The 23,762-nt window shown below is 45.4% G+C and carries 20 protein-coding genes and 2 pseudogenes; 12 read left to right on the top strand and 10 right to left on the bottom strand.

Going from position 1 to position 23,762, the window contains the following annotated elements; genetic code table 11:
* Positions 1–27: 27 nt before the first annotated feature.
* A complete protein-coding gene (locus QUA78_RS03330) occupies positions 28–603 on the bottom strand; it encodes a hypothetical protein (protein ID WP_333398586.1) in 576 nt (191 codons plus the stop codon).
* 279 nt (positions 604–882) lie between these two features.
* Here QUA78_RS03330 and QUA78_RS03325 point away from each other — a divergent pair, with 279 nt between their 5' ends.
* Complete coding sequence (locus QUA78_RS03325) at positions 883–1,407, top strand: CHAT domain-containing protein (protein WP_333398585.1); 525 nt, start codon at positions 883–885, stop codon at positions 1,405–1,407.
* A gap of 1 nt (position 1,408) precedes the next feature.
* Positions 1,409–2,122 (top strand): annotated as a pseudogene (locus QUA78_RS03320) (efflux RND transporter permease subunit); the annotation flags it as partial.
* A gap of 6 nt (positions 2,123–2,128) precedes the next feature.
* On the opposite strand, the gene QUA78_RS03315 reads toward QUA78_RS03320, so the two are convergent.
* On the bottom strand, positions 2,129–2,569 hold the full coding sequence (locus QUA78_RS03315; RefSeq protein ID WP_333304787.1) for a heavy metal-responsive transcriptional regulator: 441 nt from the start codon (positions 2,567–2,569) through the stop codon (positions 2,129–2,131).
* 234 nt (positions 2,570–2,803) lie between these two features.
* Positions 2,804–2,950, bottom strand: coding sequence for a porin (locus tag QUA78_RS03310; RefSeq protein WP_333304789.1), 147 nt, complete (start codon positions 2,948–2,950; stop codon positions 2,804–2,806).
* 226 nt (positions 2,951–3,176) lie between these two features.
* Here QUA78_RS03310 and QUA78_RS03305 point away from each other — a divergent pair, with 226 nt between their 5' ends.
* On the top strand, positions 3,177–3,656 hold the full coding sequence (locus QUA78_RS03305; protein WP_333304791.1) for a hypothetical protein: 480 nt from the start codon (positions 3,177–3,179) through the stop codon (positions 3,654–3,656).
* Between the two features lie 106 nt (positions 3,657–3,762).
* Here QUA78_RS03305 and QUA78_RS03300 read toward each other — a convergent pair whose 3' ends face one another.
* From QUA78_RS03300 to QUA78_RS03290, 3 genes are all read right to left on the bottom strand, one after another.
* Complete coding sequence (locus tag QUA78_RS03300) at positions 3,763–4,716, bottom strand: FTR1 family protein (RefSeq protein WP_333304793.1); 954 nt, start codon at positions 4,714–4,716, stop codon at positions 3,763–3,765.
* 85 nt (positions 4,717–4,801) lie between these two features.
* Entirely contained in the window at positions 4,802–5,830 is a 1,029-nt protein-coding gene (locus QUA78_RS03295) for a helix-hairpin-helix domain-containing protein (RefSeq protein ID WP_333304795.1), read from the bottom strand.
* A 157-nt stretch (positions 5,831–5,987) separates the two neighbouring features.
* Entirely contained in the window at positions 5,988–6,992 is a 1,005-nt protein-coding gene (locus QUA78_RS03290; protein WP_333304797.1) for a multicopper oxidase domain-containing protein, read from the bottom strand.
* 308 nt (positions 6,993–7,300) lie between these two features.
* On the opposite strand from QUA78_RS03290, the gene rppA reads away from it, so the two are divergent.
* The 5 genes from rppA (at position 7,301) to rpmB (ending at position 12,482) form a co-directional block, all read left to right on the top strand.
* Positions 7,301–7,990 carry a two-component system response regulator RppA gene (rppA, locus tag QUA78_RS03285; RefSeq protein WP_333304799.1) on the top strand — a complete coding sequence of 230 codons (690 nt, stop codon included), beginning with the start codon at positions 7,301–7,303 and terminating at the stop codon, positions 7,988–7,990.
* 86 nt (positions 7,991–8,076) lie between these two features.
* A complete protein-coding gene (locus QUA78_RS03280) occupies positions 8,077–8,307 on the top strand; it encodes a hypothetical protein (RefSeq protein ID WP_333304801.1) in 231 nt (76 codons plus the stop codon).
* A gap of 197 nt (positions 8,308–8,504) precedes the next feature.
* Positions 8,505–9,836, top strand: a complete 1,332-nt coding sequence (gene rppB / locus QUA78_RS03275) for a two-component system sensor histidine kinase RppB (RefSeq protein WP_333304803.1) — start codon at positions 8,505–8,507, stop codon at positions 9,834–9,836.
* A gap of 247 nt (positions 9,837–10,083) precedes the next feature.
* Positions 10,084–12,072, top strand: a complete 1,989-nt coding sequence (gene htpG, locus QUA78_RS03270) for a molecular chaperone HtpG (protein ID WP_333304805.1) — start codon at positions 10,084–10,086, stop codon at positions 12,070–12,072.
* Between the two features lie 173 nt (positions 12,073–12,245).
* A complete protein-coding gene (gene rpmB, locus QUA78_RS03265; RefSeq protein ID WP_006634309.1) occupies positions 12,246–12,482 on the top strand; it encodes a 50S ribosomal protein L28 in 237 nt (78 codons plus the stop codon).
* Between the two features lie 84 nt (positions 12,483–12,566).
* Here rpmB and QUA78_RS03260 read toward each other — a convergent pair whose 3' ends face one another.
* From QUA78_RS03260 to proS, 3 genes and pseudogenes are all read right to left on the bottom strand, one after another.
* Entirely contained in the window at positions 12,567–14,627 is a 2,061-nt protein-coding gene (locus QUA78_RS03260) for an adenylate/guanylate cyclase domain-containing protein (RefSeq protein ID WP_333304807.1), read from the bottom strand.
* A 107-nt stretch (positions 14,628–14,734) separates the two neighbouring features.
* Positions 14,735–15,070, bottom strand: a pseudogene (locus tag QUA78_RS03255) (adenylate/guanylate cyclase domain-containing protein); the annotation flags it as partial.
* A gap of 213 nt (positions 15,071–15,283) precedes the next feature.
* Complete coding sequence (proS, locus tag QUA78_RS03250) at positions 15,284–17,194, bottom strand: proline--tRNA ligase (RefSeq protein WP_333398583.1); 1,911 nt, start codon at positions 17,192–17,194, stop codon at positions 15,284–15,286.
* Here proS and QUA78_RS03245 point away from each other — a divergent pair.
* From QUA78_RS03245 to QUA78_RS03235, 3 genes are all read left to right on the top strand, one after another.
* On the top strand, positions 17,193–17,585 hold the full coding sequence (locus tag QUA78_RS03245; protein ID WP_333304576.1) for a hypothetical protein: 393 nt from the start codon (positions 17,193–17,195) through the stop codon (positions 17,583–17,585). The genes proS and QUA78_RS03245 overlap by 2 nt on opposite strands.
* 158 nt (positions 17,586–17,743) lie before the next feature.
* Entirely contained in the window at positions 17,744–18,673 is a 930-nt protein-coding gene (locus QUA78_RS03240) for a hypothetical protein (protein ID WP_333304575.1), read from the top strand.
* A gap of 367 nt (positions 18,674–19,040) precedes the next feature.
* The gene (locus QUA78_RS03235; RefSeq protein ID WP_333304574.1) at positions 19,041–22,172 is read left to right on the top strand and encodes an MFS transporter; all 3,132 of its coding nucleotides are present in this window, start codon (positions 19,041–19,043) and stop codon (positions 22,170–22,172) included.
* An 86-nt stretch (positions 22,173–22,258) separates the two neighbouring features.
* Here QUA78_RS03235 and QUA78_RS03230 read toward each other — a convergent pair whose 3' ends face one another.
* Complete coding sequence (locus QUA78_RS03230) at positions 22,259–22,846, bottom strand: Uma2 family endonuclease (RefSeq protein WP_172186032.1); 588 nt, start codon at positions 22,844–22,846, stop codon at positions 22,259–22,261.
* A gap of 287 nt (positions 22,847–23,133) precedes the next feature.
* On the opposite strand from QUA78_RS03230, the gene QUA78_RS03225 reads away from it, so the two are divergent.
* Entirely contained in the window at positions 23,134–23,613 is a 480-nt protein-coding gene (locus QUA78_RS03225) for an orange carotenoid protein N-terminal domain-containing protein (protein WP_333304573.1), read from the top strand.
* Positions 23,614–23,762 lie beyond the last annotated feature (149 nt).

Genomic DNA, 23,762 nt, shown 5'->3' with positions numbered 1-23,762 from the left:
GCATTCTTTCGGACTCTCATTAAGCAATCAGCTTGAATATCTGCTTGCGCTAATACCCAAGTTGCATTGCCATATTCGGGCGTCTAAGACTGCTAAAACTGGGTTGACACTTTGTTCACAGACAAGCTTGAGTTGGGAAGCTGCTTGAAGTATGGGTGAAGACCCACTACTAATTCGTTCATGGAGTAGGGGTAATGCCCAACTTCCATGAGCTTCAGGTATCCAGGCAATTGTACTGTACCCCTGTCCCACAGTTACGCCCCTCTGATATTGATGGGTTCTGTCTTTTAAGGTTTTGGCATCTGGTCTCCCCCATGCAGTGTGGTCAATTGCCACTAATATGTGTTCGGTTGGGAGTGTTTCTTTCTGTAATTGCTCCAGATACAACTCCATCAGTTTTTTCCGCTCTGGTCTACAGTCTTGTAACGCTTCGTAGACGCTGGGCCATTGACGATTGAATAATGGATTGAGCGAAAATTCCGCCAAACAAGACGCATTCCTTGTTGTCATTACTGCATCCATGAGCTCGAATGTTGCATCTTTCGCTAGCACCAATAACTCGTATGCTGCTTGACGAAAGTCCTTTAATCGTTCAGTGTTCATTAAGGGAGTGGATAGGTTTTCTTTTTCACCCTTATTCTCTCCCGGCGCGGTGGCTCTAGTTCTTCTGAAAGCCACCGTTCTCATCTTTATTTAGTCTAAACTACAGTAAAATAGCAACATGAATATATGAGAAAAAGTCAATTATTTCAACTAACTTAGTTTAGGTAAATTTGACAAGCTTCTGTAATGCTAAAACTGCATAATTTCATCCCAAAAGCGCTTCGCTTCCAAGTTTTCACAACTGATAAAAAAATCCGACCCACATCTGCGGAATGTGGGTTGAAACTGGGACAATTGCTATCTCCCGGTTGGCGAATGCCCGATTTGTCGGATGCCTTCACCTGCAACTGCGAAACTCATTTCTCTGTTACCGATGTTACCGATGAGATACTGACGCTTTCTGTGGGGTTTCTCTGTGCCGGTGCCAGGAGTGTCGTCAGTACGTTATGGTCGGTGGAAGATTTGGCAAGTGCGATGCTATCTCTGTTCTACTACGACTTGCGGGAAGCTGGGTTGTCGCGCAGTTGGGCGTTGCAAAAAGCACAGCAAAACTTGCGTAATTTAACGGGGAAAGAGTTTGCAGCGCGATATCAAAGCGCGTTAGCCCAGCATCTGGAAGAATTGCACGCAGCGATAATGGAAAAACATCGGGGCGCGATGAACGAAACAGAGTCTAAAAAGTTACTTGAAGCGGCGCGGAAAATAGAAGCGCAGCAGCAGCGGTTAGAAGGATGCGCTAAGGAGGATTTACCCTTTAACAGTCCTTATTATTGGGCGGGTTTTGTATCGCAAGGATTGTCTTAGTAATGTTTCTTGGTTGATGATTGTAGCAGCGGCTAATGCTAAAGGTAGGGATTTGCGATCGGTTGTTAATGAAATTCAAGCTAAAGTAAAACGAGAGGTACAGTTGCCTTTTGGCTATTTTATCCAGTACGGCGGTCAATTTGAAGCTGAGCAAAGAGCTTCGCAAAATATTATGATATTTAGCGCGATCGCCTTTTTGGTAATTACAGTATTGATGTACTTGTCCGTCAAGTCAATTCCTTCAACTGCTATGATTATGATTAATTTGCCGATCGGATTAGTGGGAGGAGTAATTGCGGTAGCTTTGACTGGCGGCATCATCTCTGTAGCTTCCCTGGTTGGCTTTGTCACATTATTCGGCGTTGCTACCCGTAACGGCTTGCTTTTAGTAGACAACTACAACTCTAAGTTTGCCGAAGGACTGCCTTTTAAGGAAGCAATTATTAAAGGCTCGATGGAACGGCTCAACGCCATCCTGATGACCGCTTTAACTTCAGCTTTGGGTTTAGCACCTTTAGTATTTGAAGGCGGGGCGGGCAAGGAAATCCTCCAACCGCTGTCAGTAGTAGTTTTAGGAGGTTTATTTACTTCTACAGCACTAACTCTGTTAGTTTTGCCAGCTTTGTATGCTCAATTTGGGCATTTTTTACGACCTCAACAGCCTCAGCCAGTTATTGAAGACGGGAAGGTAGCTAAAGCTGAAATAGCGAACTGATAAAGCCTAATGAACACCCTCAATCAAGCTGCAAAGTTGCTCGCTATCGGGATTGTCGGAAACTCGATTTGTCCAAAGTTTTTTATAAGCTTCCAACTCAGCTTTGAACGCACTCATGCGCTGAATTTCCTCCTCAAGGAAATGAATTTTGCGACTTAATAAGTCTTGCACTAGCGGACAAGCTGTTATTCCTTGACGGCGAGATGCCAAAATTTGCTGAATCTCTTGAAGAGAAAAGTTGAGTCTTTGAGCTTTCTTGATAAATTGCACTTGTCTGGCAGCATCGGCTGTGTAGTAACGGTAACCGCTACTGCTGCGTAAGGTAGGTTCCAGTAACCCTAGGCTTTCATAGTATCGCAGGGTGCCTACAGCAACACCAGTTTGCTTGGCTAGTTCTCCAATTTTTAGTAGCTGCTGTTCTAGGGATTCTGCTTCAAATTTTGTCATAGCAGTTCTAGGTAAGTTTGAACCCTATAATTATAGCGGTAGCCACTTTCACTTTTTTGTGCTGGTTATAGTCAGCCAGGTTCTTATTATAAAATATTCTATCTTGTCTATAATTCTAGTGGCTAAAAAAGCAGCAGTAACTCAAAACAGAGTTACTGCTGCTTTCGGATATTTTCTTGCTTATCCCTGCTAAAAATCCGTGAGGTAATCTACACACACCGGGGAAAATAAGGATTATTTATCGCAATTAGCTAGCGGGCAGTCAGGAGTAGGAGTAGTGCAGGGGCCTGCAGCAAAGACAACAGCGGCTGTACCTGCTGTCAGGAGAACTGCCGTCAAAGCTGCGAGAGTGAATCGTTTAGTCGGAGTTGCTTTAGTCATTAATTTTTACCGGGGAATCTAGGATCGAAAAGTTTCTTTGGGAAACTATAAATAACATAAACCCTCAAGTCGGCTATAGAGTCAAGGGGGAAAACATTAAGATTTATAAAAATATTTAATTTCCGAGGTCGCGCTCCGAATACCTGTATGAAAGTATGAAGATTTCATCCTGATTTCATTTTGGGGTATCATGATTTTTAATCCTTGTACGCAAAGACTCAAACAAATGAAATCGCTCAAATCAAATTTAATTATTCTAGGCAGTATAGGATTGCTATTTTTGGGAGCTTGCAGTAAAGGCGACCAAGCAAGCGATCCAAATAGCACTCCAGCATCCCCTCCTGTCGCCTCTCAACCTGCGTCTTCGGCTCCCGCCACTGCTCCTGCAACAGCAACTAAAGGGGGGCAAGTGGTAAAGTCTGGAGCTTACTATTTAGAGTTTGTACCTGAAAAAGAAGCTACCGGAACTCATTTAGATGTTTTTTTGCAAAAAGGGGAGAAAAAGGAACCAGTTCCTAACGCCAAAATGACAGCGCAAGTGCAGTTGCCGAATGGAAAGCAGCAAACCCTAGCTCTCAAGTATGATGCTGAGGGCAAACATTACGCTGTGGTGTTTCCCGGCAAAGATGCAGGAAGTTATCCCGTGAAGGTGACTGCTGATATTAACGGAGAAAAAGTTGACGGTCGTTTTACCTTCAATCAATAGATAGCTGATTTCCTAATGCGCTCTAACTTATGGGCGCATTAGTTATTAGCCACAAACAACTGCCTCCTGCATTTCCACTAAAAAGCCGATCGCGTTTCGATCGCACTTAATTTCTTATTTCGTTACCTGAGTTTTTTTTGAACGGGAAAAACACTCGACCTGCCAGACTTTGGAAGTAGATGCCACCGACAGTACCTAAAAACATCAAATAGGCGATCGCCTGCACGACATAGAGCTTATCCGTGTAGCCAAACAGCGCACTCAACAACAAACCGGGAAACTTTTCTTCGGGAAGCAGTTGCGAGGTATTCCAGACCATCGGCCCGAGAATGCAAGAGTGGATTTTAGTAAATCTTTCGTAATAGAAACACAGTGCTGCTGATTCGCGATTTGTTTGCGATAAAATATTCATCGCGCTGTCAAAAAGTCCCAATGTAGATACCACTAAACCCGCTACAATAAAGAGCAATAAAATGCCCATATATTTGAAAAACAAGCGGATATTAATTTTGACTCCCCATTTAAACAGCAGGACGCCAAGTCCAGTGGCTGAGAGAATGCCGGCCAAAGCGCCGATCGCCGGAATAATCCCTTGTTGAAACTTGGCAACGACAAACAAAACAGTTTCAAATCCTTCGCGCAAAACGGCAATCAAAACTAAACTAAATACGCCCCAGCCGGCATGAGAATTTTGCGTTAAGGCGGCACTCACAGCGCCTTCAACTTCGGCTTTCATAAATCGCGCTTGTTTGGTCATCCAAATCAGCATCCAGCTCAGCATTGCGATCGCTATCAGCCCAAAGATTCCCTCTAGCAGCAACTCCATAATCGGTGCAAAAGGCTGATTGGATGCGGATAAAATTTGAATAGTCCAGCCGAACAGTACACCTATCAAAGCGCTGGCGATAAGTCCAACGCCAACACCACCGAAAACCCAAGGACTTAAATAACTTTGTCCTGATTTTTTGAGACAAGCGAGAACGATTCCGACAACTAAGGCGGCTTCGACTCCTTCGCGCAGGGTAATTACAAATGTGGGCAATGCTTCGCCAAAATTCATTTTTTTATGGGGAATGAGAGTGGTTAATGAGCGAGGTAATTGGCAGATTATTTACCAATTACCGCTTTTGATGAGAGTGATGTTTTTAGGATGCTGGTTTGAGAACTTTTTGGCTGTCGCTTTCGATAGTTTTAACTAGCTGGCTGACTTGTTCGGTGGTTTTTACGGGCGCGGGGGGTGCGATCGCCGTTGGCCAATTTGTCTTAAGTTCTGTCATGTTGGCAACAATTGCTTTGTCAATGTCGGGGCTGGTTTTAGCCACTTGCTCGGCGATATCTTTGTACAGCATTTCCGCGTACATGACAAAACCCCGCGAATCTTGATATTCAATAATTGCCGAAATCTTGCCGTTAGCAACCGCCGCTCCGTATTCGGAATTAGCTGTATCCAGCAAGCCGTTAATCACTTGCAGCACGAATTTCGGATCTTTTCGCTGCGTTTCGGGAAGAGCGGCAATTGCTCCGTCAACTGCTTGCATTGATGTGTCGAATTCCGCATTCACTTGAGCCGGATCTTTTGCACCCGCTTTAACTAAATCCTGCAATTTAATTAAGCTAGTCTTAAACTCGGGAATTTTACGCTCGTTTAGCTGATCTTCCACATCGGCATAAATTTCTTCGACTGGATGGCCGATGTGAGGTTCTGCCTGGTCGGGTTTGCCTTGATCCAAGAGTTCTTTGGCTACGAAAAGATGCCCTTTCATCAATCCCATTTTAGTCATGAAGTCTACATCTTTGGCTTCGCCTGTGAGGACGACATCTTCAATAGTCACCATGTCTTTAATTTCGTCGAATTGGGGTTGAGTAATGACATTTTTTGAGACCAATTCTTCGACTTTCCCGTAAGGGCGGCTGGCTTGAATTTTGTTAGAAAGTGCCGGTACTCCTAACTTGGCTTCGAGTTTATCTAACTCTGAAAGAATGGCAGTATTGATGTTGATCCCGCCTTTGCCGCCGTGGTTCATGCTGTGACCGCTTGTGGATGCGGGAGTGGCTGTAGCAGCGGGTGAGGGTGTGCTGTCGGTGTTGCTGGCTGTGGGGGAAACGCAACCGGTTAGAGCAACGAGGATGGCTGTAGCGGTGGCGGTCGGTAATAAGCGAAAGGATGCTAACATGGCAGTTGCTAATTTTTACGTTATGTGCATTTGGACTCACAAGTTATTAAGAATAATTCTCAATTTGTGAGCTATTCATTCTACCTATTTGCGATCGAGCTTGTCAAATAATTTCATACTTTATTTGAATCGGCGCACCCTGGTAGCAGGATTGGGTTTAAGTGATGACTTCAAATACACCCATGCAGCCAGCTTCGGCGATCGCATCTTGATGGGGGTGAAACATATATTTTCCAACGTAGCCGTAAGTAAATTCTAAGATATGTCTTTCAGCTACTCCCATTGTAATGACATCAGTTCTTTCACTGGGAGTTAAAGTCATTCCCGTGCGATATACGTCAAAAAAATTAGCGTGCAAGTGGAACGTTACTGCTGCTTCGTACTCAATCAGGTTGAGAACGTAGAGCCGGATTAACTGATTTTTGTAAATAGGTATCGGGTTATTCATATAATAATTTGGCAACCCGTTAAAAGCGTATAGTTCGTTTTTTTCGTCCTCATTTACGTCATATCCCCCCATGATCAACATGATTTCATCGGCGGGAGGACGGGGTTTTGGGGGATCGATAATGAACATTCCATATAGTCCTTTACCGATGTGACGTGTTACGGGAGCAATATGGCAGTGATATAGATGCACTCCGTAAGGCTTGGCATCGAATTCATAAATAAATACCGAACCGTTTCTCACTGGTTTAACGCCATCCATTTCGCTGGTATGAATGCCGTGAAAGTGCAGCGAGTGAGAATGTCCACCTTTGTTAGAAAAGATGACGCGGATGCGATCGCCCTGAGTTGCCCTCAATGTCGGCCCCGGCACGCGATTGTTCACGTTCCAAGTGTTGAAAGTGACCGCGCTGTTAAGTTGGACGATCGAAGTATTAGCTTCCAGGCGAAATTCCCGAACCGTGCGCCCGTTTTCGCGCGTCACCGTGCCGTAATCAAAATCCCGCGCAATTTGCATCGGGTTGATATTGCTGACGGTGAGTGCATCTGCGGGCATAGGCGGTATTCTCGCGACTGATGTCGGTTTGCGAGTCAAATTTTGAAGTGCGATCGCGCCCCCCGCTACCCCAGCACCAGCTATTCCTAGCTGTAGCAGTTGGCGGCGACTCCAGCGCCCAGCCTTTTTAATGGCGGGACGATCGGATAAATCTGTCATACTTATTGAAAAAATTTCTCAAAAAATCACTCGTGGTTGATTATAAGACATTACCAGCTTGTTGTCAATCATTGTCAACTGTTATCTTTTTCTGGGAAGTCAATCGATTTTAGATTTTAGATTTTAGATTTTAGATTTATTCCCGTCACTCAGCCTGCGCGTTGGAATGAATCCGGGGGCTGGCGAGCCCATTAGTTTCGGTCAGAAAATTTCATGCTGATTTCATCTCAGTATGTGAGCTTAGATGTTGGGGTAGATGCTGCCGATCGCTAACAATGTATAAGGATTTACCGCTATAAATTAGAGTTATGAGAGTTTTGCTAGTTGAAGATGAGCCAGATTTAGGGAAAGCGATCGATCGCACTTTAAAGCAGGAAAAATATATAGTTGATTGGGCTTTGGATGGCAGTGAAGCTTGGGAATATTTAGACAGTCACTGGACGCAATATAACCTGGCTATTTTTGACTGGTTGCTACCAGGATTGTCAGGATTGGAACTGCTGCAGAGATTGCGTGCTAAAAATAGCGCCCTGCCCGTCTTGATGCTAACAGCAAAAGACCGAATGGAAGATAAAGTTGCGGGACTAGATGCCGGGGCTGACGATTATTTAGTCAAGCCATTCGGGATGGCGGAACTGTTAGCACGGTTGCGGGCATTGCAGAGGCGCTCCCCCCAAATTCAGCCCCAACAGCTACGGGTAGGAAATCTCGTTCTCGACTGCGGAAATCGCACTGCTTGTCATCTCGACCCCCACGGCAAAAATCAGATAATTTCGCTGACCAACAAAGAATTTCAACTGCTAGAATACTTTATGAAACATCCGAATCAAATTGTTACCACCGACCAAATTCGGAATCAGCTATGGGAGGCGAGTGCAGATAGCTTTAGCAATGTGGTAGCAGCTCAAGTGCGCTTGCTGCGGCGCAAACTTGAGTCGGTTGGCGGTGCGAATTTAATTGAAACCGTTCACGGCGTCGGATACCGGATGAGAAATTAAAGCTGTAGGAGCAACGGCGGGGGGATTATATCTCGTTTCCAGTATCGGGCTATAATATAGAAAACTCCATCAGAAATATAACTGCCATGAAAGATTTAATCCAACAAGAGTTAGAAAAGCTCGATCTAGAACAACTCAAACAAGTATTTGAATTTATTGCCTTCCTGAAATTCCGTGCCAGATTAGTTACTATTCCAGCAATCGATGAAACTAACTTAGCTGCACTATACGGCGAATTTGCCGAAGAAGACAGACAACTTGCGGAACTCGGAATAAGCGAATATGCAGAACTCCTCAAACATGAAGATTTGGCCTGACAGCCAAATATAAAAAATGTATTATTACCTGGCAATGTTTATTTTAATAGGACTTAGACACGGGTGTCATAAACCTGATTATTTAAGAGCTTATTCTCTCTTTTCTCCTCCTCTGCGTTCTCTGCGTCCTCTGTGGTAGGTAAAAAAAAACATCTTCAACTAATTACTAATTACCAATTACTAGCAAGATATGAAAGGTGAATCAAAATAAACTATTTAATCGAACTCGCTGGCAATTAGCAATTTCCTATGCGGCTGTAATGGGTTTGATTTTAAGCTTGTTGGGATTTGGCGTATATAAGGCGATCGCCCACGCTCACTGGGTAGCCATAGACCGGGAATTAGAATCGGTAGCGGGGACGCTACACGACAGCCTAGAACTCAAATTGCAGCAGCCCGGACGCTTGGAGCCAATAGTAAACGAACTTTTGCCCAACCTCCGCCTAATGGGAGTTAAAGGCATTAAAGAACAGTTGCCAAGCCGCCATATTTTAAGCGCTATCAACCAAGGCTATTACTATATTCGTTTATTTGATTATTCCGGGAAATTAATTGCTACCGCAGGCGCTTATCCCGAAGAATTACCACCAGCATTTAACTTCCAATACTGGCAAACAATAACTGACACCAAAGGCAATGTTTATCACCAAATTTCTGTAGCGCTACACACCAAAACACAGCAAGATTGGGGATATTTTCAAGTTGGGCGGAGCCTGCAAGACTTCAATAATTATCTCAATACAGTGAAATGGGTTTTGAAATTAGGATTGCCTACAGCATTGATTTTGATAGGCTTTGCTAGTTGGTTATTGGCTGGACTGGCTATGAAACCGATTTATTATTCCTACCGACAAATTCAACAGTTTACAGCGGATGCTGCTCACGAATTGCGGACGCCTTTAGCGGCTTCGCAGGCGACAGTAGAATCAGCGCTGTTGACGCCTCAATTGGATGAAAAAGAAGCGCGGGAAATTTTGCGGACGATCGATCGCCAAAACCGACGATTAACTCAGTTAGTGGCTGATTTGCTGCTGCTGGCTCGCATGGATAATCAAGCGATACCCGATCGCCCTCAATTGTGTTGTTTGAATGACCTGGTTAGCGATTTAGTCGAGGAATTGGCAGCAATGGCGATCGCTTCTAAGGTAGCGTTAACATCCGAAGTGCGAGTGCAGCAGCAATTAAATGTTGTCGGCAATTCGGACCAACTTTACCGTTTGGTTGCTAATTTAATTGTTAATGCCATTCAATATACTCCTGCTGGGGGAAAAGTAACAGTTATTTTAGATTGCAGCCACCAGGAGGCGATCGTTCAGGTTCAAGATACCGGTATTGGGATAGCGGCGGCAGATTTAGAGCGAATATTCGATCGATTTTACCGAGTCAACAGCGATCGATCGCGCCATACCGGCGGTTCGGGACTGGGATTGGCGATCGCCCAAACCATAGCCCGGGCACACCGCGGCAGCCTCAGCGCCCGCAGCGAATTGAGGCAAGGCGCTACTTTCCTGCTGCGGTTGCCTTTGTGAGCTACTATGTGAGGGAAACCGAATCATCTTTTTGGGGTAATCCCTTTTGCAAAAGGTAGCGCGATCGCCCAAAATCATTAAATAGCTAAGTAGGTAAGGGAAAAAAACATAGTATCTTGTAGGGGCGGGTGTAGCTAAGAATTTATCATACAAGCGAGAAGATGAGTGCTCTCACCCGCCCTCCCCATCTAATGTTTATTTGTAACCACCTACTTATCAGCAATTAGCAGTCACAGAGAGAAAAATTATGACAGTTTTAGAACAGGGAACAATCTCAATCCATACCGAGAATATTTTCCCGATCATCAAGAAGTCGCTATACACCGACCACGAAGTCTTCTTGCGGGAACTAATTTCTAATTCCGTCGATGCCATTGCCAAACTCAAAATGGTTTCCCGTTCCGGCGAATACAGCGGCGACATGGGCGAACCGCAAATCAACATTGCGATCGACAAAGAAAACAAAACCCTCTCAATTTCCGATAACGGCATCGGCATGACCGCCGACGAGGTAAAAAAATACATCAACCAAGTCGCTTTCTCCAGCGCTGAAGAATTTATTCAAAAATACCAAGGCAGCGGCGACGACGCAATTATCGGTCACTTCGGTCTCGGTTTCTACTCTTCTTTCATGGTGGCGAAGAAAGTAGACATTGACACCCTTTCTTACCAAGAAGGCGCGCAAGCAGTACACTGGTCTTGCGATGGTTCCCCCGCTTTTGAACTATCAGAATCCACCCGCACCGAACGCGGCACTACTATTACTCTTACTCTCCAAGATGAAGAACAGGAATATGTAGAACCCAGCCGCATCAAGCAGTTAATCAAAACCTACTGCGATTTCATGCCAGTTCCCATCAAATTTGAGGGAGAGGAACTCAACAAGCACAAAGCAATTTGGCGGGAATCAGCCAGCAATTTACAAAAAGAAGATTATTTGGAACTGTACCGCTACCTTTACCCGTTCCAAGATGAGCCGCTGCTGTGGGTACACCTGAATACAGATTATCCTTTCATTGTCAACGGGATTCTTTTCTTTCCGAAACTGCGGCCGGATGTCGATGTTACCCAAGGCAATATTAAGCTATTCTGCAATCAGGTTTTTGTCAGCGACCACTGCGAAGAAATTATCCCGAAATTCTTGATGCCGCTGCGGGGAGTCATTGACAGTACCGACATTCCGCTGAACGTTTCTCGCAGTTCTTTGCAAAGCAATCGGACTGTGCGGAGAATCGCTGATTATATTGCCAAAAAAGTGGGCGATCGCCTGAAAGAACTTTACCGCGACGACCGTGACGAATACATCCGCTGCTGGCAAGATATCGGCACTTTTGTCAAGTTTGGAACTCTCAACGATGACAAGTTCAAAAAGCAAGTCGAAGATATTTTAATCTACCGCAGCACCTACGAACCAACAGCGGACAAGCCAGAAACTGTAACGCCCGAAGTTCAGGTGCAAACTGAGGAAGGAGATTTGTGGCAAGATGTAACTCCGAAGTCGGAAACTTCTACTTCAACGCAGCCTTACACGACGCTGAAAGAGTATTTGGAACGCAATCAAAAACGCCACGAAAATCGCGTGTTTTATTGTACCGATCCGGCGTCTCAAGCAACTTACGTTGCTATGCACAAAAGCCAAGGTTTAGAAGTGCTGTTTATGGATTCTTTCATCGACACGCACTTTATCAGCTTCTTGGAAAGAGAATACTCAGATGTCAAATTCTCGCGGGTTGATTCCGACATCGACGAAACGCTAATTGACAAAGAAAAAGAAGCGGAAATAGTCGATCCGGCGACGAATAAAACTCGCAGCGAACAAGTTAAAGAAATGTTCCAAAAAGCTCTCAATAAGCCGAAAGTGAACATTCGCACAGAAGCTTTGAAGTCTGACTCTGCGGAGGCGACGCCACCTGCGATCGTACTTTTGCCGGAAGCTTTGCGCCGGATGCGCGACATGACGGCGCTTTTACAGCAGCAAGCGGCCGAATTCCCCGAAGAACACGTTTTGCTGGTGAATACGTCTCACCCGCTGATTCAAAATCTGGCGAGTTTGAGTCAGGGTGCGATTATTCAAGGCGGCGGGGAGTCTCCTTCTGCCGAGTTGGCGAGTATGATTTGTCACCACGTTTACGACTTGGCTTTGATGGCCCAGAAGGGTTTCGATGCTGAAGGGATGAAGGATTTTGTCGAGCGATCGAATCAAGTCTTGACAAAATTGACTCAACGTGCAATGTAATTCCCCCCCCCAACCCCCCCTTGGTAAGGGGGGGAGCAAGAGTTTATTTCTATTGCTGAGCGGGCGATCGGGTGTTTTTTGTCCCCCCCTTAACAAGGGGGGCTAGGGGGGTTCTGCGCTGTTGCTATATAATAAAAGGCTGCACGCAAAAAAACGGTAATCTGGAGGGCAATATGTCACGGAAATGTCAGCTAACGGGGAAGAAGGCGAATAACGGTTTTGCAGTTTCTCACTCGCACCACCGCACTCACAAATTGCAAGACGCAAATTTGCAGTGGAAGCGGGTTTGGTGGCCGCAAGAGAAGCGCTGGGTAAGATTGCACCTTTCTACAAAGGCAATTAAAACCTTGCAACACAAGGGTTTGGAAATCATGGCGAAGGAAGCTGGAATTAATCTTTACAAGCTTTAAAAAACTTGGCTAAATTAAAATGAGGGCGATCGCACTCTCAAGTGTGCGATCGCCCTTACTTTTAGAGAAAAACCTTTACTAGAGCTATTTTCGGCATTGCAGTAAATAAGTAGTCATCTGGCCTTTGCCTTTAACTTCGATCGCGCCGCGGTATTCAAAGGAATACTTTTCTCGCAACTGCTGATAAGTTGTCTCTGTTACCTGAATACACCCCGGCAAGCCGTGAGATTCCATGCGGGAAGCGGTGTTAACGGTGTCTCCCCACAAATCGTAAATAAATTTTTTAATACCGATGACTCCGGCGACAACCGGGCCGCTGTTGATGCCGATTCTGATGCTGAAAGCTTGGCTGTGGGTATTGCTGAAGTCAGTAATTGCCTGCTGCATATCCAAAGCCATTTCTGCGATCGCTTCTGCGTGATCCGGGCGAGGAATTGGCAGCCCTCCAACTACCATGTAAGCGTCGCCAATCGTCTTAATTTTTTCCAAACCGTGCCTTTCTGCTAGGTTGTCAAATGTCGAAAAGATGTCATTCAGCAAGGCTACTAATTGCGTTGGAGAAACTAGGGAACTGAGTTGAGTAAAGCCTACTATGTCCGCAAATAAGACAGTAACGTCAGCAAAAGTGTCTGCGATCGTACTGTCTCCCCGCTTCAACCGATTTGCTATTTCTTCAGGCAAAATATTCAACAGCAATCGCTCGGATTGTTCCTGTTGAACTCGCAGTGCATTTAAAGTATCATTGAGAGCATTAGTTCGTTCTGTCACTCTAAATTCTAACTCTTCATTGAGCTTGCAAAGCGCCATTTCAGCCCGCCTGCGCTCTGTGATATCCGTACCGATTCCCAGCATTCCTGCGAACTTTCCTGCCGCGTCAAACAGTGGTTTATTTGCCCACGATACCCAAACCAGCTCGCCACTGCGTCGGATACTTTCATTTTCATTTCGCGTGTATTGTTCTGGGTTTTGCAAAATATCTCTCAACTTTGCTCCCAAGTCATTTCCTTTTGTATCTATCTCGGGAATAATTGTTCCCACTGCGTGTTTGCCAATTATCTCTTTTTCGTCGTAACCGAAAAAATTCTGTGCAAATTCGTTGAAAAAAGTAATATTTCCTTCCGTATCTATTTTTAAAATAATGCTGTTAGCATTTTCGACTAATTCCCGATACTTAATTTCGCTTTGCCGCAGTGAATCCTCTGCTGATGCGCGTTCGGCTACAGTGGCAGCCAACAGCAGCGATGTAACTACAATTACGCTCGTAAAAGCCTGCAAAAATAATATTGCCTGATTGATATTTTGCGCTTTGGCAATAAAGGGACCGCCTCCCTGAGAACCGCCCCAAATGGCGATACTCGATACAATGAAAGATGCTACAACCGCCCCGCCCTGGCCGAATTGAATGGTTGCCCAAATTACTAAGGGAAATGGCAAGTATTCGAGGGGATAACCGGAGAGATTACCTTCACTTTTTGAGTTGTATACTAGCCAACTCACTGTTACTAATAACAGCAGGCATATTCCGGTACTGATGCGATTTACAATAGTTTTAGAACCAGGAATTTGTGAAGTGCTTGGCGCTTTTTTTTTGTTGTATATAATCAACAGCAGAGGAGTAAAAATTAAAACTCCTAATGTATCTCCGAGATACCAATTCCAGCGAATTTGCCAATATTGGCTCCAGTCAACTAAACCAGTTACACAGAGCCGCAGCGTGCCGAGAGTGCAGTTGATTTGAGTGGCAACTACAGCACCGCAAAAGACTAAATTGACTACATCGATCAGCCGATGGAGTGAGGGGCGAAACTTGAGCTTTTGCAGCAAAGTAAATGCGCACACAGCTTGTAAACAAGCGCAAAAGGCACTAATTGCTGCAAGTGTTAAAGACACCTTAAGATTAATAGTCTCGTAAAAAAATACGCCTAAAGCTATTCCCGGCCAAATGCGACTACCAAATAATAACATTGCAGCTTGTGCAATTCCTGCGGGCGGCCAGACGCAGGTAGCTAATTTATTTACGCCAGGGATTGAAACTGCTATTTTTGCTCCCAAAGCGTAAGCAAAAGCAATGGCAGCTACTTTTGCTAAGTATTGCCAATTTCTAGATTGAGGAAATCGCAGAAACTGATTTTTGTGTGGGTTCATACTGACTGTTATATTTTTAACTAACTATAGCAACCGCACAGGACGATTAGGAGATTCTAAATTGCTGAAATATGAGTTATTATATTGCTTCTTCCTTGTTCCTTATGCTATAATTTGATACCTGTAAGAAAATAAGTGTTCATCTCACCTTGGCTTTTGACTTCAATTGTGCCGCGACTTTGCAATAAATACTTGTCTTGGAATCGCTCATAAGTTGTCGCTGTTACCTAAATGCACCCAGGCGTGCCGTCAGATTTCATGCGGTAAGCAGTGTTAACGGTGTCTTTCCACCAATCGTAAATAAATTTTTTAAGGCTGATTACTCCAGCGACAACCGGGTTGCTGTGCATGCCTATTCTGATGCTAAAATTTTGACGGTGGCTATTGCTGAATTCAGCAATAGCCTGCTGCATATCGATGGCTATTGGTGCGATCGCCACTGCAGGGCATCGAAGAAAATGATTTAGGTTCAGATTTATATCGAGTTTTAAGTTTTTCGGAATTTCACATCTTGTCTTTAAAGTTCATAGCAGAAGGATGAAGGAAGAGGGAGGAAGGAAGAAGGAAGCTAATGTAGGGTGCGCAGTGCGCACCTTACCTATACGTTGCGCGCTAATATAGGGCGATGCACTCCGCACCTCACCAATTATAAAGCCTTATTTGATGGCGGCATCAATCCACTGTTTCAAAGTAGAATTGACTTCCTCAATGAGAATTTCATGTGATTGGTGAGTTGCTCTTTCCACGACTTCAACTTTGCCTGCTTTCAGCGAACGACCGGGAACAATCCGATAGGGAATGCCGATTAAATCAGCATCTTTGAATTTAACTCCGGCTCGTTCGTCGCGGTCATCTAGCAAGGTTTCAATCCCAGATTTGTTGAGTTCTGCGTAGAGTTTTTCGGCGACTTCTACTTGTTGGGCGTCGGAAATGTTGGGGATGCTAATAATGGCGTGATACGGGGCGATCGCCACCGGCCAAATTATCCCGTCTTTGTCGTAGGATTGTTCTACGGCCGATTGAGCTAGCCGCGACACGCCGACGCCGTAGCAGCCCATAACAAAGGGCATTTCTTCGCCTTGTTCGCTGGTGTAGGTGGCGCCCATTGCTTGGGAGTATTTGGTTCCTAATTGGAAGATGTGGCCGACTTCGATGCCTCTGGCACTTTGCAAGGTTTGTTCGGGGTTGTGCACGGCCCGATCGCCCTTTTTGGCTGTTCTGACACCTACAACCGTTGCTGGTAGAGGAAATTCTTTATCCCAATTAGCCCCGACAACGTGGTATCCTAATTCGTTTGAACCGGTGACAAAGTTTGTCAGGTCAACTGCGGTGCGATCGACTAAACGCAAAAACTTGGGAGATACCCCCCCTTGCCCCCCCTTGGTAAGGGGGGGATTTGAGTCTTCTTGCCCCCCCTTGGTAAGGGGGGGATTTGAGTCTTCTTGCCCCCCCTTGGTAAGGGGGGGTTGGGGGGGGTTAGAGGCGATATAATCATCAGCAACATCGGGAGCCATATAACCGAGAGGTAAAGATTTAGCAGCCCATTTCCGCTGAGCTTCCGCATCGGGAACAGTCAAAAATAAAACAGTTTTAGCTTGATAATTGCCCGCTAACTTCGTCAATTCATTCAGCAACTTTACCTGATTCACATCTTGGTCGCCGCGAATGCTTACCAATACCAAGACTGTGATGCCACTGTCGTAAACAGCTTGGTAAAGCACATTTTTGACAACTTGCGTCGGAGAACATTTCAAAAATTTGCAAAGTTTATCAATTGTTTCAGTTCCCGGCGTTTCCCGCTTTTCAAAAGTTGCAAAGGGCGACGGTTCGGCATCAGCAGGCATCGATACAGCCTTTTCCACATTAGCTGCATACTGACCGTCTTCAGTATAGAGAACTTCATCCTCGCCCGCTTCTGCCAGCACCATAAACTCTTGAGAACCAGAGCCGCCAATTGCTCCCGAATCAGCATCTACTGCTCGGAATTGCAAGCCCGATCGGCGCAGCATATTGCTGTAAGCTTGAGCCATATCCTGATAAGTTTTTTTCAGGCTTTCTTCGTTAGTGTGAAAAGAATAGCCATCTTTCATAATGAATTCGCGACCGCGCATCAACCCGAAACGCGGGCGAATTTCATCGCGAAACTTAGTTTGAATTTGATATAGATGTACAGGCAATTGCCGATAAGAACGAATCATATCTTTAGCAATTGTAGTAATCACTTCTTCGTGAGTTGGGCCCAGTCCCAATTCTCGCTGCTGCCTGTCTGTCATTGCAAACATAATACCTTCAGCTTGAGTGTAGGTATCCCAGCGGCCGGATTCCCGCCACAAATCGGCCGGTTGCAATTGCGGGAGGAGACATTCTTGAGCGCCGGTAGCGTCCATTTCTTCGCGCACAATTTGAGATACTTTTTTGAGAACTCGCCACATTAAAGGTAGATAAGCGTAAAGGCCGCTGCCGATGCGCCGGATGTATCCGGCACGGAGTAATAGTTTGTGGCTGGGAATTTCTGCTTCTGCCGGATCTTCGCGCAGGGTGACAAAAAGCATTTGAGAGAGTCGCATGGCTGATTTCCTTAAAATACCGGATGATTGTAATTTTAGATCAACTTCTGATATTATCAGACGTGAGGCGGATTTGATTAAATATATGAATAAAATTTGGCAAAACTACGAAAAAGGTATGGCAGTATTTGATAATTGTCACTCTCCTACTGGGCAATCTCAGTGGCTTGCCTTAAAAGATGAAATAGGAGAATTTGTTCGAGAACCTAATTTAAGCGAATTTTGGGATATTGTTCATGCTGCTGGTCGATTGATTTACAAAATAATCGGAATTCCCTTATATTTACTTGCCTATCCTACTGTTCGCAAACACAGTCAACGTTTCGAGGAGTACGGCTGTATTCGCAGCATTCGCAACTGTGAGGGAAAATGCTGCGGCAAAAATTCGTAGCCTAGGCGGCGGCGCACCCGATATCATGTTTGTTGAATGACCCGCAATTACATTCTAATGACCTGATTCAAAAAACAATGCAACTTTAGGCAAGCGCCAAACCCATATCCAGTAACTAATTCCCAATCTAAAATCTAAAATCTAAAATCTAAAATCGCATGACCAGATTCATCCACGACCAATTTGCTAAACAGTATTTGAAAGAACTATTAACCCCTCTCGGTAATGTAGAAACCAGCCGGGATGTTGCTGGAGAAGTGAGGCAGGTTGACGTTTTATTTGCCCCGAAACCGGAACCGGAAGTCGAACCAACAGCCCTCGGCATTCTGGGTCAAATAGCAGCACAACCCGCTGTATTTGAACCCTTCCGCAGTCCAGTCCAGATCGGAGAAATTCGCAGTTGTCTGGGCAAACTCTTCGATATCCACGGCGAATTTGAACGGAGCGCAGCTAGAGAAAATACTCGGATTGCAGAGGCAGACTTGCCCCAACTCTGGATACTGTCGCCGACTGTTTCCGACGCGATGCTAGCTGGATTTCGAGCCCTTCCCGAACCGGAAAATTGGGTAAATGGAGTTTATTTTTTGGGCCCATATCTGAAAGCAGCGATCGTTGTCATTCACCAACTGCCCCGCACTCCAGAAACGCTGTGGCTGAGAGTTTTGGGGAAGGGAAACGTGCAGAAGCAAGCTATTGCCGAATTGAGAGAATTACCCTCAGATAATGTGTTTCGGGTGAGTGCGTTAGAATTGTTGTACAACTTGCGAACTATTTTAGAAGTCCGCCAAGACATAGATCGAGAAGATCGGGAGTTAATTATGGAACTGTCAACCCTTTACTTGCAACGGCTGGAAGATGCAACTCAGCGCGGTATCCAGCAAGGTATCCAGCAAGGTATTCAGCAAAGTAAACGCCAGATTCTTGAGAGTATATTACAAGTAAGATTTGGCGAAATTGATGAAGAATTAGCCCAAATAATCGAGCCTTTGATTCAACTAGAACCTCTTGAAATCACGCGACTGAGTATGCAGCTCGATCGATCGCAATTACTAGCGCATTTTGAGCCTAAAAATCAAACAGAATCCTAACTAGGTAGCGCACTCTACGATATGTAGGGTGCACCGCATCGCAGTTTACTAGAATTGATAATTGGTGGCGATCGCCCCCACCTCCGACTTAAAAATTTTCGCGGACTCGGCTGCTACCAGTCGCATAAAAACTAATTTCTGACTTTAGACGGATTTATTTTTTAGCTTCCACAGGCATAATAAGCAGTAAGGATGAGATAACTAGAGAACTGACTTACTACTCATCCCAATTTAACTAATAAGGGCTTCCGTAAGATAAAGCCAGATCCAAACAAACCATCATCAAAAGATTACAAAATCCCCTATAAAAAAGTTGGGGACACTTTTCGCTAGGCCGAGTTAGGCAGAAAAACTTAGGAGGTAAATTATGTTTGAAAGCGAGTTATTAATGTCGCTGTACAGTCCAAAATTCAATATTGCCCAAATGCCAGTAGAAATAGATGCGACATTTGACCACCCCGATATCGGAGGGCTGATGTTTTTAAGCCCGCAGTTTTTCGTGGCATTAATCGCCGGAGTCATTATGGCTTTCGGCTTCCAATTCCTGTTAACAAATTTCTCGATCGCCGCCAAAATCTCAAATTGGGACGAGGCTTTACCCGACGATGACGATGATGACGAGTCCAAAAGTTTAGGCACTAAAATTCGTAAGACTGAAGGTCTAGTCGGGGGTTGGATTTTAGTCACAGTTAATCTGGCTTTATTTTTGGCTTGTTTTCTGGCAGTCAAACTAACTTCAATTGCCTCGGTAGACGGAGCGGCAATTATTGGTATTGTCATTTGGTCGGCGTACTTTTTAACGCTGGTGTGGCTCGGTTCTAGCGCCGTCGGTTCTATGATCGGTTCCTTGATAAAAACTGCTTTTTCAGGCGTTCAAGGCGTCATGGGTACTGCTGGTGCAGCGATCGGCGGCAAGATGGCCAGCGACCAAATGGTCAACACTGTAGAGGCATCTGTTGCCGCTGTCCGCCGCGAGTTGAGTTCGGCTGTAGACACGGAGAGCATTCGCGAAACAGTGCAAGATTATGTGGGTTCTTTGCAGTTACCGAAACTAGATGTTAAGGAAATTCGCGGTCAATTTGAAAAGTTGCTGGGCGATGCCGATATCAAATCTATTGCGGGAAGCGATGTTCTGAAGAATGTTAACCGCCAGACTTTTGTGGATTTAATTAAGAGTCGCACCGACTTTTCTCAAGAGGAAATAAATCAAGTTGCTGACCAACTCGAAGGCGTTTGGAAGCAAACATTCGGCAAGCAGCAAGAGCAGAAAGACCCGAATTTAGAGTTGGTTGATTTTCTCAAGTTTGCGGCTCCTGATTTGCTGAAGTCTGACGAACTCAACGCCAAGCTGTCTCAAATTCTCGAAAGTAGGGAAAACAAATCGGAATCCAGCAGCGGCATGAAGCGAGCGATGCAGTTGGGTGTCGAAGCTCTTGTGGGCACTGTTTTGTCGCGGACGGATTTGTCGGATTTAGATGTGGAAAAAATCTCCGGTCAGTTGCTGCAACTGACAGCAAAAGGGACGGAACAAGCTAAATCTTTGGCTTCTCAGGTGGGCGACAAAGTGCCTGCGCTGCCTTTCAATACAGCTAAGGCTGATGTGGAAAATTACTTGATGAATGCCCAACCTTGGCATCTCAACCGGGAGACAATCAAGCAGGAATTTAGGGATGTTATTTACGACCCGGAAGCTTCTCCGGGGGCCGTTTTGCGCCAGTTAGAGCTGTTTAATCCCGATTATTTTGTAGGGATTCTAAGCCGCCGCGAGGGCTTTGCTCCCGAACAGGTGACGGAAATTGCCGAACAGCTTGAAGGTGTCCGCCAAGAAGTGTTGGAAATTGTGCGAGATGCTGCGGGTGAAGAACAGTCTCAAGATTTGCGGAGCCGGATTGAGAATTATTTGCGATCGACCGGCAAGGAGGAATTGAACCCTGAAGGTATTGAACGGGATTTCCAAGCGCTTTTGGAAGACCGGGATGCTGGTTTTGAGGCTTTGCGCGATCGCCTGTCGCAGTTTAACCGCGATACTTTGGTGCAGTTGCTCGGTCAGCGGGAAGATTTCAGTCCAGAGGAAGCCGATCAGTTAATCGGGCGGCTCGAAAGTTCGCGCGATCGCGTAATTTCAAGAGCTCAAGAATTGCAAGAGCAAGCGAAATCGAAAGCGCAAGAATTGCGGCAAAAGGTAGAAGACTATCTCCGCAATACTAATAAAGAAGAACTCAATCCTGAAGCGATCGAGCGCGAGTTTCAAACGCTGTTAAACGACCCGGAAGCCGGATTTAAAGCGCTGAAAGAACGCTTGTCTCAATTCGACCGCGATACGCTGGTGCAGTTGCTGTCACAGCGCCAAGACCTCAGCGAAGAACAGATAAATCAGGCGATCGACCGGATCGAATCTGTGCGCGACAACATTATCCACGCGCCGCAAATAGTGGCAGATAAAGCTAAGAAGCAGTACGAGGAAGTTACTGCAAAAATTGGCGAGTACCTGCGGAATACAAACCTGGAAGAACTCGATCCAGAAGCCATCAATCGGGATTTGACTAAATTGTTTGAAAATCCGAAAGAGGGTGCTTTAGCACTTCGGGAAAGACTTTCTCAGGTCGATCGCGAAACTTTGGTTAAGCTGCTTTCGCAGCGGGAAGATTTGAGCGAAGAACAGATAAATCGGACGATCGATCGCGTGCAAAATTCGATTCGCAGCATCGTGAAATCGCCCCGCCGCTTGGCATCTCGCGCTCAAAAAACAGTCCGGGATTTCCAAGGAAATTTGGAAAATTACTTGCGGAATACGGACAAGGAAGCACTCAATCCTGAAGGCATTAAACGCGATTTGCAGTTGCTGTTTAGCGAGCCGGGAATGGGGATGCAAAGTTTGGGCGATCGCGTGAAGCAGTTCGATCGATCGACTCTGGTAGCATTGCTGTCGCAGCGGGAAGACATCTCGGAAGAGGAAGCTAACAAAATTGCCGACCAAATTGAATCTGTCCGCAACCAAATTGTCGAACAAGTTCAAATGGTTCAGGACAAGTTTCAGTCAGCAATCGACGGTATTTTCGCGAAAATTCGGGATTACCTCAATTCGCTCGATCGACCGGAGCTCAACTACGAAGGCATCAAGCGGGACTTCCGCAAAGTGTTTGACGACCCGCAGGCCGGATTTGACGCGATTAAAGAGCGTTTAGGTGAGTTCGATCGCGGTACTTTAGTTGCCCTGCTGAGTTCTCGTTCCGATATTTCCGAGACAGACGCTCACCGAATTGTTGACCAAATTGAAGGAGCCCGGGACAGCGTTTTATTGCGTTCGGAACGCCTGCAATCTGAAGCCAAAAAACGCATCAAAGAACTCAAAAACAAGGCCAAGCAGCAAGCAGAAGATGCGCGAGAAGCGGCAGCAACTGCTGCTTGGTGGCTGTTCGGTACGGCTCTGACTTCTGTGGTTGTTTCCGCTTTGGCTGGAGCAATAGCAGTCGGCGGGATTTCGGGTTTGTTTAGCTAGATTTTCAACGAGTTTGAAATAAAGTTCTCCTGATTCTAGGCTGGCTCTTTGCCAGCCTATTTTCTTTGGAATAATATCAGAGTCCTTCAGGATTCTATAGTTGGCGGAAACACTCTCGATAAATCGAGCGCCAAGTCATGAAAATAAGGCAGATTAACAGACTCGTTGGGCAGAAAAATCAGCGTCCTGCGATAACCAAATTGGCCAGGGGCATTCTGATACGGCTCGCTGTAACATTCCAAGCAAGTTTGTGATAAATTAAATATCCAATAGTTAGAGATTCCGGCTTCAGCATAAAGGGGGAGCTTAACCTGTTTGTCGTAACTCAAAGAAGAATCTGCAATCTCAATCAGCAACAGTATATCCCCTGGACAGGGGTGAGAGGATAGATAGTCGTCAGGGCGATTTTGTACGAGCGAAAAATCAGGTTCAGGTTCGCTGTTTGTCGGTAAAACGATGGGAGATTGACACTGTAAAGTTGCCCGCTCTGCTACTATGGCGCTTAATTCCCGCAATAATCTTCTCAGACAGGTTTCGTGAGCGGTACCTTTAGCTGCCATTTTCACAAGTTCTCCATTAATTAACTCAACTCGATCGTCCTCACCAAAGAACCCCAGTTCTGTCAGGCGGTGATATTCCGCTATGGTGAAGCGTTTTGCAGTTGCGATCGACATAACAGCCACCTCAATACAGGTCTGTTGCGATTATAGGCGATCGTCGATCGGCTAAACAATGCTAATCATGAGTTCCGCTAACAACAATCTTGTGAAATTTTCCTCATCCTTTGGTTGCAAATATTCTCAATTTTGGTGAATGTACTCCCCGAACTTATGTTGGGAACCATCTCTGTCTTAAGCAAGATTCTAGCATCACTATTTATTAGGTACTTTAACTAAGTAGCAAACAAAAGTTTTCTCACAAATAAGAAAACTCAGCAATACATATTATTTTGGAGGCTTGAATGACCTTTACTACTACCAGTGCTTACGACCAAGGAAAAGCAGATATTAAGAAGTTGAGTGTAGACGACCAATTAGGTTTGCTGTGGTTTGTTTACACCCAAATGGGCAAGTCAATAACGCCAGCGGCTCCCGGTGCTTCGGGTTCCGACATCGCTCAGGGTTTGTTCGAGCAAGTCAAAGCGCTGCCCCACCAAGAACAACTACAAGTAATGCGCGACATTGCCTCAAAAGCCAATACTGAACTCAGCCGGATGTACGGTTCGATGAGTCCTGAAACCAAGCTGGCTTTTTGGTATTTCCTAGCAGTAGGAATGGACGAAGGAAGTATTATTCCTGTGCCTCCAGACTATCAACTTCCCGAAGCAGGAAAAGCTTTATTAGGAAAGATTGAGGGCATGGATTTCCAGCAGCAAATTGATTTCCTTCGCGGTACAATTTTAGAAATGGGTGCTGAAGCCGCTCCGGGGGCTGGCATTTAAAAAGATTAGTAATTACTCAGCGAATTAATTGCCCGCAGCCCCGGTTAATTTGTGCTTAAATTAGCTGGGGTTGCTCAATCTAGCAGTCCTGGACGCATTTCAACGTAATGCGGTCATTCACAACCGTTGCAAAGCCTTTCTATAAAACT

This window comes from Microcoleus sp. K4-B3 (assembly GCF_036704615.1).
Lineage (GTDB): Bacteria > Cyanobacteriota > Cyanobacteriia > Cyanobacteriales > Microcoleaceae > Microcoleus.
The sequence above is the reverse complement of the archived record's forward strand: the minus strand, read 5'-3'. Positions and strand labels throughout refer to the sequence as shown.